General features: G+C 69.3%; 9 protein-coding genes. 8 read left to right on the top strand and 1 reads right to left on the bottom strand.

What is annotated here, in order from left to right; genetic code table 11:
• The 7 genes from VET29_RS31445 (at nt 1) to VET29_RS31415 (ending at nt 8,347) form a co-directional block, all read left to right on the top strand.
• The gene (locus VET29_RS31445) at nt 1-477 is read left to right on the top strand and encodes a nitroreductase/quinone reductase family protein (RefSeq protein WP_324927388.1); all 477 of its coding nucleotides are present in this window, start codon (nt 1-3) and stop codon (nt 475-477) included.
• 122 nt (nt 478-599) lie between these two features.
• Nucleotides 600-1,193 carry a TIR domain-containing protein gene (locus VET29_RS31440; protein WP_324927386.1) on the top strand — a complete coding sequence of 198 codons (594 nt, stop codon included), beginning with the start codon at nt 600-602 and terminating at the stop codon, nt 1,191-1,193.
• Nucleotides 1,193-2,815: a CATRA system-associated protein gene (locus VET29_RS31435; RefSeq protein ID WP_324927384.1), complete on the top strand. Its 1,623-nt coding sequence runs from the start codon at nt 1,193-1,195 to the stop codon at nt 2,813-2,815. The genes VET29_RS31440 and VET29_RS31435 overlap by 1 nt, the downstream gene beginning before the upstream one ends.
• Nucleotides 2,816-2,826: 11 nt before the next feature.
• On the top strand, nt 2,827-3,453 hold the full coding sequence (locus tag VET29_RS31430; protein WP_324927382.1) for a hypothetical protein: 627 nt from the start codon (nt 2,827-2,829) through the stop codon (nt 3,451-3,453).
• Entirely contained in the window at nt 3,450-6,623 is a 3,174-nt protein-coding gene (locus VET29_RS31425; RefSeq protein ID WP_324927380.1) for a helicase HerA domain-containing protein, read from the top strand. The genes VET29_RS31430 and VET29_RS31425 overlap by 4 nt, the downstream gene beginning before the upstream one ends.
• A gap of 200 nt (nt 6,624-6,823) precedes the next feature.
• Nucleotides 6,824-6,997 carry a hypothetical protein gene (locus VET29_RS31420; protein WP_324927377.1) on the top strand — a complete coding sequence of 58 codons (174 nt, stop codon included), beginning with the start codon at nt 6,824-6,826 and terminating at the stop codon, nt 6,995-6,997.
• Between the two features lie 105 nt (nt 6,998-7,102).
• The gene (locus VET29_RS31415; RefSeq protein ID WP_324927375.1) at nt 7,103-8,347 is read left to right on the top strand and encodes a helix-turn-helix transcriptional regulator; all 1,245 of its coding nucleotides are present in this window, start codon (nt 7,103-7,105) and stop codon (nt 8,345-8,347) included.
• Between the two features lie 22 nt (nt 8,348-8,369).
• On the opposite strand, the gene VET29_RS31410 is transcribed toward VET29_RS31415, so the two are convergent.
• The gene (locus VET29_RS31410) at nt 8,370-11,258 is read right to left on the bottom strand and encodes an AfsR/SARP family transcriptional regulator (RefSeq protein ID WP_324927373.1); all 2,889 of its coding nucleotides are present in this window, start codon (nt 11,256-11,258) and stop codon (nt 8,370-8,372) included.
• 128 nt (nt 11,259-11,386) lie between these two features.
• On the opposite strand from VET29_RS31410, the gene VET29_RS31405 reads away from it, so the two are divergent.
• Nucleotides 11,387-11,962 (top strand): vWA domain-containing protein, encoded by a 576-nt coding sequence (locus VET29_RS31405; protein WP_324927370.1) that lies wholly within the window; start codon nt 11,387-11,389, stop codon nt 11,960-11,962.
• Nucleotides 11,963-12,100 lie beyond the last annotated feature (138 nt).

The raw sequence follows: 12,100 nt of genomic DNA, 5'->3' as shown, positions 1-12,100 counted from the left end.
ATGACCTTCAACACACGCAACGGCACCCGCGGCGGCCGCCAGCCCAAGGCCGGCCGCCTGATGACGTGGTTCAACACCCGGGTCGCGAGAAAGGTCCGCCGCAACGGCAAGTTCGGCGGCATGGACGCACTGGTGCTGACGACCATCGGCGCGAAGAGTGGCACCGAACGCACCAACCCCGTCGGCTTCTTCCAACCCGACGACGAGTCCTGGCTGATCGTCGCGTCGGCCGCGGGCGCGCCCAGGAACCCCGCCTGGTACTACAACATCGCCGCCCACCCGGAGCGGGTCCAGATCGAGCTGGCCGGCCGCAAGCTCCCCGTGACCGCGACACAGCTCCACGGCGCCGAACGCGAGGAGGCGTGGCGCCAGATCACCGCCAAGGCCCCTCGTTTCGCCCAGTACCAGGTGAAGACCGACCGTGAGCTACCGATCATCCGGCTGACACGCCGTACGGTGACCGACCGGACCGCCTGAGCCACCGGGGGCGAGTCGACCGCTCGCCCCCGCCCTCTTCGTGGCCACTTCCTGTCCAGAACCGCGATAATAGCCACTTTTTCGCCATTTTTCGCCGGTATTCGGTGCCTATCATCTGGTGCGTGTCCGGCTACAAGTTCGATGTGTTCATCAGCTACTGCCGTTACGGCAGCGTACAGAAATGGTTGCTGAACAACTTTCTTCCGAAGTTCACGGACTGCCTCACCGACCAGTTGGCGCACACCCCAAGGGTCTACGTCGATCGGTCCATGCCCCGTGGCGTGCACTGGCCGTCCGACCTGAAGAAGGCCCTGCTCCACAGCAAGATCATGATCCCGCTGTTCTCCCCGCCGTACTTCCGGTCGAAGTGGTGCCTCGCGGAGTGGACGAGCATGCGGGAGCGGGAGAGGCTGCTCGGTCTCGGCAGCATGGAACATCCCCAGGGCCTCGTCTATCCCATTCTCTATTCGGACTCGAACAACTTCCCGTCGGAGGCCAAGGAGATCTCCCGATGGGATTTCAAGAAGCTCTCCACGCCAGAGCCGTCTTTTCAGGAAAGCCGGGACTGGGTCCCTTTCCACCACAAGGTCACCGAGGTGGCCGAGGACCTCGCCGACCTGCTGCCACAGGTGCCCGACTGGCAGCCGGACTGGCCGGTGATCGACCCGCCTGACCCGCCCCTGCAGCCGCCGGCACCGATTCCGAGGTTCGAGTGATGACCGGGACAGTCGTCACGTTCTACTCGTACAAGGGCGGGGTCGGGCGCAGCTTCACCCTGGCCAACATCGCCGTGCTGCTGGCGCGCTGGGGCTACCGCGTGCTCACCGTCGACTGGGACCTCGAAGCGCCCGGCCTGCACCACTACTTCGAGCCGATCCTGCCCAGACAGCCCAAGGGCGGCGTGATCGACCTCGCCTACGACTTCCTGGACGGCGCCGAGAAGCCGGGCGCGCACACCATCCGGCTCGACTTCGAGGAAGGCACGTTGGCGCTGCTGGCCGCCGGCCGGCAGGACGACGCCTACACGGGCCGGGTGCAGCGCATCGACTGGGCGGACCTGTACGAACGCGGGTTCGCCGAGTTCCTGGAGCGCTGCCGCGAGACGTGGACCAAGAACTACGACTTCGTGCTGATCGACAGCCGGACCGGCATCTCCGACATCGCCGGCATCTGCACCGCGCACCTGCCCGACCGGCTCGTCCTCCTGTTCACCGCAAACGAGCAGAGCGTCAACGGCGCCGTGAACATCGCCCGCCGCGCGGACATCGCCCGCGACCGGCTGCCCTACGACCGGCAGCCGCACCTCGTGCTGCCGATCCTGTCCCGACTGGACAACCGGGTGGAGTACCAGCTCGCCGACGCCTGGCAGCAGAAGTGCGTGAACATCACCAGGCCGCTGTTCCGGAACTGGCTGGCGCAGAGCGTGCCGGAGGACCTGATGTTCCAGCACGTCGTGCTGCCGTACGTGTCGTTCTGGAGCTTCGGCGAGAGCCTGCCGGTGCTGAAGGAGTCGGTTCCGTCGTCGGACCAGGTCTCCTACGCGCTGGAGACGGTCGCCGCGGTGATCGCGCAGCGGTTCGACCGCACCGATCTGCTCGCGGACAACCGGGACGCCTATGTCGCGGCGGCCAGGACGCACAAGCGGGCCTACGACCTGGACCTGCTCGTGTCGAGCCCCCGGTCGGCGCTGGAGCTGGCGAACCAGCTCATCGAGGAACTGCGGGCGCTCGGCCTGCGCGCGGACCGCTCCCTGTCCGGCGACCCCGAGTTCCTCGACAAGAGCAGGGGCCCGGCCAAGCACCTGTGCCTGGTCGTGGACGGCGAGGTGAGCCGCTGGCAGGCCACCGAGGCGGAGCTGTTCCTGCGCCACACCCTAGACGCGGACGGCGACCGGCAGCTGTTCTGTGTGCTGACGCGCAACACCGACCCCGAGCGCCTGCCGGTGTTCCTGCGCAACCTCCGCCATCTCCGGTTCAACGCGGCGGTGCGCCCGAGAGAGGTCGCCCGGCAGCTGCACGACTTCATCGCCGACACCCCGCCGAAGCGCACCGACAACGACCTGAACGCGTTGCGGGACGCGGCGTTCGCACTGCGCAAGGTACCCGGCGAGGTGGCCAACCGCGGCCGCTGGGCGCTCATCGAGCAGACCGCGCACGACATGGCCGAGGCGCTGGACGCCGGTGACCTCGGGCTGCTGCGGGACCTGACCGTCGACCTGGAGCTGCTGAACGAGGTCCGTGCGAACGGTGCCCGCGTCACCGCCCCGGACGAGCTGCGCACCTGGATCGACGCCCTGCTGGACCGGCTCGACCGACGGATAGATGTGTACACCAAGTGAAGGGTGGCGGAATGGCTTCATCACTGGGAAACCCGGAGAAGGCCGCATTGATCGCACTGATGCTGGTCGGCGAGGAAGTGTCCACTCCGGACCTCAAGAAACGCCATGGAATCGACCTCCGCAAGGAGACCAGGGAGAAGCTGAACAAGGAGAACCTGATCACCAGCTACACCGACGCGCGCCCACACACGCACAAGATCACCGACGCGGGGGTGACGAGGTGCGAGGAGGTGCTCGTCTCCATGGAGCTACCGCCACGCGCCCCGGTCCTGCTCAGCGTGATCTTCGACGTGCTCCGCCCGTTCGTGAAGTACTTCCAGCAACACAACATCCGCCTCACCGACGTCCTCCGCACCACCGACGCGGAGGTGACGACCACCCTGGAGTCGTTGATCCGCAGCGCATACGACGACCTCAAGGGCAAGCCGCAGGACTGGGTACGCCTCGCGCGGCTCCGCCCGAGGCTCAACGGCGCCGGCAAGGACGAGGTCGACAAGGTCCTGCTGGCCATGACCAGGACCGGCCTCGTCCACCTGGCCCCGGACTCCGACCGCAAGTCGCTGACCGATGCGGACCGCACCGCCGCCATCAGGATCGGCAAGGAGGACAAACACCTCGTGGCCATCGAGGAATCATGACCGCACCCCAACGCCAGGCACTCGCACGACTCCGTTTCAACTCGGCCGAGACGCCCGACGACGTCTGGCAGACCTCACCGTCCCATGTGGATGGTCTGCACACCAGGGCCGTGCACCGAGTCCAGGCCGGCATCCTCGACGCCAAGGAAAGCTCGGGGCACAGCCCCATCGGACTCGCCCTGCAGGGCCAGAAGGGCGTGGGCAAGACCCACCTGCTGGGCGGCGTCCGGCGGGCCGTGCAACTCGAGGACGGCTACTTCTTCCTGATCGACCTCACCACCGGCGCGGCGTTCTGGGAGGACGTCGCGGAGGCCATGCGCAGTGAGTTGCTGCGGACGAACGACGACGGCGAGTTCCAGCTGACCAAGCTGCTACGACGGTTGTGTGACAAGGCGAACGTGCCGGCCACGGTCGACGGGGCGGTCCTGGGCGGCCTCTCCCTCACCGTCGAGGACCTGCACAAGTTCGTCGGCGCCCTGCGCGGAGTCGACGTCCAGGTCGCGGTCGAGTGCGGTGACACCATCCGGGCACTGGTGCTCTACGCCGCCACCGACAACGTGAAGATGAACATCGGCAGGGACTACCTCGCCGGGCTGCCGGAGGCCACACCCGGCGAGCGGCAGGCCTGGGGCATCCACCCCAGACCCAAGTCGTTTCGTACGCTCGTCACCGAGATCTCCCGGGTGCTGGCACTCACCGGCCCGAGCGTCGTCGCGATCGACCAGCTGGACACGTTGGTCGCCAAGGCGAACAGCAGGATGGAGGAGACGGTCACCGACGCGGCACTCGTCGGCGAGCTGGCGGTGATCGCCGACGGGTTGCTGCAGCTGCGGGAGACGACGCGACGCACGCTGTCCATCGTGGCCTGCCTGCCCAACACCTGGACGATGCTGCACTCGGTGTCGTCCGACACCGTGGGGGACCGGTTCACCGAGACGCCGATTCTCGGCGCCATCAACGATCCAGGGCTCGCCAGGGAGCTGGTCGCGAAGTGGCTGGGGGTGACCTACCAGACGATCGGCTTCACGCCGCCACACCCCACCTGGCCGGTGGCGTCGAGCGCGTTCGGTGAGTCCTGGATCCCCTACACGCCAAGACAGCTGCTCCGGCGCCTCCAGGAGCACGCGGAGGTGTGCCTGCACGGCGAGATCCGCGAGCTCACCTCGTTCGACGAGGAGATCGTCGTCGAGGCACCGCAACAGGTCGGCCCGGAACCCGAGTACTTCGCGGAGTTCGACCGCCGGTTCAAGGAGCTGTGCGAGCGTGCCGACGTGGAGGCAGCGCTCAACCAGCACACCGAGGACACGGTCATGCCCGACCTCCTGCATGCCGCCCTGCGCTCGTGGATCACCGAGATCGGCAACGACGACAGGTCCTGGGAGACCGAGCCGCCACCGGACGGCGGCCGCCGCCTGCACGCCGGGCTGCGCCGAACCCTCGACGAGGAACGGGACCTCGCCGAACGCTGGATGTTCCGTGCCATCGCGGGCCGGCACGGCAACACCGTGCTGCGCCTGGTGCGGGAGGCCAAGGAGGCCGCCGGGATCCGCAACGGCGTACGCAACCGGCACCTCGTGTTGCTGCACCACGGCGGCAAGGGCTGGACCGGCGCCAAGACCAGGGCCGAGGTCAGTGAGCTGGCCCAGGTCGGCAGCCCACGCCTGGAGATCTCCAGGGACGACGTCAGAACCTTCTGGGCGCTCAAGGAGATGCTCTCCAACCAGACCTACGAGCTGCTGAACTGGCTCGTGGTCCGCAAACCGGCGAGCCACACCACGTTCCTGCGGGAGATTCTGCCCATCCCCGCGCAGACGGGCGCCGACCACCAGGAGACGCGCCCACCGCCGGCCCGCGGCACGACCCAACCGCCCGCACAGAGCACGACCCAGCGCCCGGCAGACGGCCCGTCGCCGCAACCGTCGCCGGCCGCCGGCACGTCCTCCCAGCCGCCGAAGCCCGGCGAGATCCTGCTCGGGATGGACAACGAGATCCGCATCGAGCTGGAGTCGCTGCGCAAGCACGCGGTGATCTTCGCCGGGTCCGGCACCGGGAAGACCGTCCTGCTGCGCCGGATCATCGAGGAGTGCGCCCTGCAGGGTGTCTCGGCGATCGTGCTGGATCCGAACAACGACCTCGCGCGCATGGGTGACGCCTGGCCGCGACCACCGGACGGCTGGCGGCCGGGTGACGCGGACCGTGCCGCCGAGTACCTCGCCAACACCGAGGTCGTGGTGTGGACCCCGGGACGCACCAGCGGCCGGCCGCTCAGCTTCCACCCGCTGCCCGACTTCGCGGGGGTGCGGGACGACCCGGACGAGTTCACCGCCTCCATCGAGGCGGCCGTGGCCGCCCTGGTGCCGCATGCCCGGGTCGCCGGCGGCGCGAAGGCCGCCGTGCGTGGTCGGGCCGTGTTGCGTGAGGCGTTGACGCACTACGCCCGCAGGGACGCGCGCAGCCTGTCCGGCTTCGTCGACGTGCTCGCCGAGTTGCCGGACGGCGTCAGCAAGCTCAGCACCGCCACGAAGATGGCCGCCGACCTGGCCGAGACACTGCGGGCCGCGATGGTCAACGACCCGCTTCTCGGTGGCGCGGGCGAGCCGGCCGACCCGGCGGCGCTACTCACCCCGACCGGGGGCAAGCGGGCGCGGGTCTCGGTGATCAGCTTCGTCGGGCTGCCGTCCGACGAGCAGAAGCAGGGTTTCATCAGCCAGCTCCAGCTGGAGGTGTTCGCCTGGGTCAAGCGCAACCCCGCGACGGACCGGCCGCTCGGCGGCCTCTTCGTCATGGACGAGGCCCAGACGATCGCGCCGTCCGGCGCGTCGACGGCGAGCACGCAGACCACCATCCTGCTGGCCTCGCAGGCACGCAAGTACGGGCTGGGGCTCCTGCTCGCGACACAGGCGCCGAAGGGCCTGCACAACCAGGTCACCGGCAACGCGACCACGCAGTTCTTCGGCCGCCTGAACAGCCCGGCGCAGATCGCCGCGGCGAACGAGCTGGCCAGGGCCAAGGGCAGCACGGTCGCGGACATCTCGCGGCTGGAACGCGGGCAGTTCTACGTGACGGGGGAGACCTTCGGGTTCCGCCGCATGCGGGCGCCGCTGTGCCTGAGCCACCACCCACCCGGCCCGTTGCGGCTGGAGGAGGTCCTGGACCGAGCCCGCCGCTGAACCCGATGCCGTGAGGGGCATCGTCGCGACCTCGACGTCGCGACGGTGCCCCTCACGGCATTTCGCGCACTGTTGACCGTTGGCACCGGTCAACGGTCAACTCCTTGTTGGCAAATCTCCCATCGCGAATCCTCTGTGGTGGGCGCGGAAATTGCCTCCGGCGCCCCAAACAATCGGGTAATTCCTGTGGAGGATTTGTCATGTCCATGTCCAGTCTGCTGTCCAAAATCGGTGGGGCGCTCGCCATGACCGGCGTCGTCGTCGCCACGCTGTTCGCGATGGGCGCCACCGCGTCGGCAAGCACCACCACCTGCGTCGACGCGTTGCTGCCGCCCGGCCACTACTGCGCCGACGGCCACCCGTGGCACAACTGACGGTGCGCTGAAAGCCGGGTCACCCGCGGACCGGCGGGTGACCCGGCAATTGCGTATTACCCGGTGGAAATGATGTACTCGGCACCAGCCTGAATGGAGACGTCGATGGCCGAATCTTTTGGGGAGCTCCTCAGGAAATGCCGCGAGGCCGCCGACGTGTCGATGGGCGCGCTCGCCAAGCGCGTCAACTACAGCAAGAGCTATCTCAGCAAGATCGAGAACGACGTCAAACCGCCGAACGCGAACTTCGCCCGGCTCTGCGACAACGCGCTGGACGCCGGCGGCACGCTCATCAACGCCGAGCACGCGGCACGCGAGCGGCCTCAGCCCGCCGTGGACCTCGGGGGCCTGGACCGGCGCTCGATGCTCGCCGGGACGATGCTGGCCGGCGCCGGTTCGCTCATCGGCATCGCGCTGGCCGGCGGCCCACGACCGGTGCCGGACGAGGGCGTGGTGACCGGACTGCGGACGTCCTTCGAACAGCTGCGCCTTCTCGGCATGCGGACCAGCCCGACGGTCGTGCTCGAGCCACTGGTCGCGCAGGTGCGCACGGTGCAGGCGCTGGCACGGGAGAACCCCGACCCGGCACGGTCACGGCTGCTGCTGCTCGCGGGCCGGATCGCCGAGTACGTCGGCTGGCTGAGCCAGGAGGCCGGGAACGAGCAGGGCGCGCTGTGGTGGACCCGCTACGCCGCGGACCTCGCCCGCGCCAGCGGCGACGGCGACGGCGACATCGTGACCTACACGCTGATCCGGGAGGCCGGGCTCGCGCTGTACCGGCAGGACGGGATCACCACGATCGACCTCGCCCAGCAGGCACAGCAGGACCGGAACGCCAGCCCGCGCACTCTCGGCCTCGCCGCCCGGCGTGAGGCGCAGGGTCACGCGTTGGCCGGCGACCGGGACGCCTGCGAGCGTGCGCTGGGCAGGGCCGAGGAGCTATTCGACTCGTACACCGTGGACGTTCGGGCGTATCCCGTGCTGGGTTCGACCGCGCCCGACCCGCTGACGCTGGCCCGCGGCTGGTCCATGGTCGACCTGGGCCGCGTCGACGAGGCGTCGGCGGTGCTGGACCGGGTGCTGACGCAGTTACCGGTGACGAACCGGCGCACCAGGGCGAGGTTCGGCGCACGCAACTCGCTGGCCTACGCGCTCGCCGGCGAGATCGACCAGAGCTGTGCGACCCTGGCCGAGACGATCGACGACGCGGCGCAGGTCGACTCCGCGACCGTGCGGATGGACCTGCGGGAGCTGAGCAGGTGCCTGAGCCGTTGGCGCGGGCATCACGCGGTCAGGGAGATCTTCCCGAGTCTCAACAGGGTGCTGCAGCGTCACCAGGCGATGCCGTGAAGGAAACTGTGCCAGCGGACGGTCAGCCTTTCCGCACGGAACGGCACGCACACGTGAGGGCTCCACGCTCGGCGCAGATCTCCGCCGCTTCCGGGAACCCGAGCGCGGCGAACTCGGTCTCGGCCGCGTCCCAGTGGGGGATGGCGCGCTCGTGCTGCCCCATCGCGTGCAGGATCCTCGCGACGTCGCGGTTGGCGGACGCCTGGTGTGGACGGTTGGTGGTGCCGTCCGCGAGGTCCAGTGCCGCCTGGCAGGCGCGCAGCGCGTCCGCCAGCTCGCCTCTCGCCTGGGCGGTCGCGCCGCGGTCGAGGTAGAGCTGGAAGAGCAGGTCCGCGTCCTGCACGTCGGCGGCGGCGACCCTGGCCTGTTCCTGGTAGCGCACGGCCTCGGCGAGCCGGCCACGCAGCCGGTGCACGTTGCCGATGTCGTTGAGCGCATAGGCCGCGGCGCACTGGTCGCCGGCGTCGGCGGCGTGGCGGTGTGCCTCCGTGTAGCTTTCCAGCGCCTCGGCGAGCAGTCCCAGCTTCTGCTGTACCGACCCGAGGTTGCTCAGGGTGTGCGCCATCCCGCGCACGTCGCCGATCTCGCGCGACATCCGCGCCGCCGCCTGCTGCTGGCGCAGGGCGTCGTCGAGGTTGCCGATGAGCTCGTTGAGGTAGCCGAGCATGCTCTGCACGTGGGCCTGGCCGCGCAGGTCGTCGATCTGCTCGTACTTCTCGAGCGCCGCGGCGAAGTTCGCGATGGCCTCGTCGTGGTTGCCGTGCTTCATGGTGGGGAACGCGAGCGCGGTCAACGTGGCCGCCTCGCCGCCCACGTCACCCAGCCGGATCCACCTGGGGAGGGCGCGCGCGGCGAGCTCCAGTGCCTCCCCGAGCCGGCCGAGCCGGTCGTGGGCCATGGACAGGCGGAGCAGCACGTGTGCCTGGCCGTACTCGTTGGCCGGGTCGGCGGCGACGATCTCCCAGGCGCGGGTCAGCGTCCCGAGCCAGTCCTCGAGCTGGGCCGTGGTGTTGAAGTGACGCCACATCAGCACCGCGAGGCGCCAGGTGTGGTCGGGCAGGTCGTGCGTGGCGGCGTAGTGGATGGCGGCGACGAGGTTGTCCCGCTCGGCGGCGATCCACGCCAGCGCGGCGTCCTCGCTGTCGAAGTCCAACGCCGCCGGCGAGGAGGTGTTGCCGGTGGGGAGCTGTGTGCGGTCGAAGGGGTAGCCGGCGCCGACGGCGGCGGCGAGGGTGACGAGGTAGTAGTCCAGGAGCCGGAGCATGGCGCCGGTGTCGGCCGGCGCCTGCGCGGCGGCGAACTCCTTGAGCGGGTCGAGCATCCGGTACCGGTCGGGCGTGCCCTCCTCGACCAGGCTCACCTCGTGCAGCTCGTCGAGCAGCATCCGGGCGCTCGGCACACCGGCGAGCGCCGCGGCGGCGGTCACGTCGAGGTCCGGACCCGGCAGATGGCCGAAGAGGCGAAACATGGCCTGGCGGGGCTCGTCGAGCTGCTGGTAGGACACCCGCATCGCCGCGTTGCCCTCCTCGTCCCAGGGCCCGTTCTCCTCCAGCAGGTGGAGCAGGTGCTCCAGCGGCCACCCGGCGTGCCGGCGGAACAGCCCGGCGACCACCTGTATCTGCATCGGCAGGAAGCCGCAGAGCTTGACCACCGCCGCGACCTCGGCGGTCCGGCCGAGGATGCGGCCCTGGTCGGTGAGCGTGCGGAACAGCTCGACGGCCTCGTCCGGCATCAGCGGTGAGAGCCGGATGTGCTCACCGGCACCCATCCGCCGGCTCGTCACGATGGCCAGACAGCCCGGCTCCTCGGGCACCAGCGGCCGGATCTGGTCGAACGAGCCCGCGTTGTCCAGCACCACCAGCGTCCGGGTACCGAACAGCCGCGTCTGGTAGAGGGTGACCTTCCGCCCCACCGTGGCCGGGATCTGCTCGGGTGGCTCACCGAGCTCGACCAACAACTGGGTGAGCGCGTCCCCCACCGACGTCGCCGGCATCCCGGGCGTGAACCCGTTCAGCCGGGCGATGAGCTGACCGTCCGGGAACCGGTCACGCAGCCGGTGCGCCGCCTCGATCGCGAGCTCGGTCTTGCCGACCCCGGGCGGCCCGCTCACCCACAGGGTGTGCCGGGCGGTCTCGATCGTGGCCAGCTCGGCGTCCCGTCCGGTGAACACGGCGGAGCGGGAGGGCAGTGAGCTGGGCAGGTCGCCGCGCTCCGCCTGCGCGAGCAGGTTGCGCAGCACCGTGCCGGGTTCGAGCCCGATCTCGGCGAGAGCCGTTCGAATGGCGTGGAAGACCCGGATGGCGGCTACCCGGTCGCCGTTCGTGAGCAGTGCCCGCATCAGCAGCTCGGCGTACCGCTGCCGGTCAGGGGCGAGCTGGAGCGAGGCCCGCAACCGGTCCCGGGCCGACCGGTGGTCGCCCGTGGTCAGCTCCAGCTCGGCCAGGTCCCCGATCGTGTCAAGCCGGCTTTCGTTCGGGACGAACACATCCGTGCCACCCACCCGATCGATGTCGATGTCCTCGAGGAACCACCCGCGCCAGAGGCCGACCGCCTCCCGCAGCAGCACCATCGCCCGCCGCGGGTCACTGGCCCGGACCTCCTCGGCCTCGGCCCGCAGCCGATCGAACCGGACGGTGTCGAGCTTGTCCTCGTCGAGCCGCAACAAATAACCGGTCGCGGTCGTCTCGATGGTGACGTCAGCGGCGTCCTTGAACGTGTCACGCAGCCGCTTGATGTAGGTGCGCACCATGTCCCGGCGGGCGAGGTTGCCACCCCAGACGATGTCCGTCATCCGATCGGCGGTCACCGGTTTGTTGACATTCAGGAGGAGCACGACCAGGACGAACCGCTGTTGCTGGTCACCCAGCTGGACCGGGACGCCGTCGTGCCACGCCTCCAACGGCCCCAGCATCCGAAACTCCACTGCGCCTCCCCGGCGTGAAAGCTGTGCAGCCCGCAAATCACACCACGCAAGTCGGCGGGGTAGGTAGTCACGTTTCGTCCACGCCGGATCAACACGGACAGAGAACGCTCGGACACATGGGATCCGAGGTGCTGCCGTGCTACGTGGTGTGCGATATGTCGTTATCGATGACCGACCACATGGAGGAGGTGAACGCGGGCCTGCGGGAGTTCCGCGGCGCGGTCCACGCGAACGCGACGGTGGGGAGGCTGATCCGCTGCTGCGTGGTCAGCTTCGCGGAGAAACCGCAGGTACTGCAGCCGTTGCACCCCACGGCGAGCCTGACCGACCTGCCGACGCTGGAACTCTGCGCCGGCACCAACTTCGGCCCGGCATTCACACTCCTCCGCGAAGCGATCGACCAGGACGTGATCACCCTAAAGTCACATAAGGTAAACGTCCACCGCCCAATCGTGTTCTTTCTGTCGGACGGGCAACCCACCGATCCGGTGACCTGGCCGGCGGCGTACGCCTCCCTGACGGACCCGGCGTGGACCTCCCGCCCGAACATGATCGCCTACGGCCTGGGGGACGCCGACCAGGACACCCTGACCCGGATAGGCACGTTCCGGACGTTCCTGGGACGGGACGGCGTCCGACTGGCCACGGCCCTCATCGCGTCCGTCCAGTGGGCACGCCCCGACCGGGTCTAGTGCGGTGTCCACCAACGTTCGCCGGGTCTCTCGGCGGCCCAGCGAGCACCGGGCCGGCGAGACGGCGTTGCCGATCCGCCCAAGTACGGTCCAGTACGAGGGCGAATCGGCGCCTTGCCAGCGGAAACCTGGATCCAC

The sequence above is a fragment of the Actinophytocola sp. genome (genome assembly GCF_035634895.1).
Classification (GTDB): domain Bacteria; phylum Actinomycetota; class Actinomycetes; order Mycobacteriales; family Pseudonocardiaceae; genus Actinophytocola.
The sequence above is the reverse complement of the archived record's forward strand: the minus strand, read 5'-3'. Positions and strand labels throughout refer to the sequence as shown.

Excerpts from the sequence above, each read along its gene's own strand:
- VET29_RS31405 (WP_324927370.1), top strand. The coding sequence starts at position 11,387 with ATGGGATCCGAGGTGCTGCCGTGCTACGTGGTGTGCGATATGTCGTTA.
- VET29_RS31420 (WP_324927377.1), top strand. The coding sequence starts at position 6,824 with ATGTCCATGTCCAGTCTGCTGTCCAAAATCGGTGGGGCGCTCGCCATG.
- VET29_RS31415 (WP_324927375.1), top strand. The coding sequence starts at position 7,103 with ATGGCCGAATCTTTTGGGGAGCTCCTCAGGAAATGCCGCGAGGCCGCC.
- VET29_RS31435 (WP_324927384.1), top strand. The coding sequence starts at position 1,193 with ATGACCGGGACAGTCGTCACGTTCTACTCGTACAAGGGCGGGGTCGGG.
- VET29_RS31430 (WP_324927382.1), top strand. The coding sequence starts at position 2,827 with ATGGCTTCATCACTGGGAAACCCGGAGAAGGCCGCATTGATCGCACTG.
- VET29_RS31445 (WP_324927388.1), top strand. The coding sequence starts at position 1 with ATGACCTTCAACACACGCAACGGCACCCGCGGCGGCCGCCAGCCCAAG.
- VET29_RS31425 (WP_324927380.1), top strand. The coding sequence starts at position 3,450 with ATGACCGCACCCCAACGCCAGGCACTCGCACGACTCCGTTTCAACTCG.
- VET29_RS31410 (WP_324927373.1), bottom strand. The coding sequence starts at position 11,258 with ATGCTGGGGCCGTTGGAGGCGTGGCACGACGGCGTCCCGGTCCAGCTG.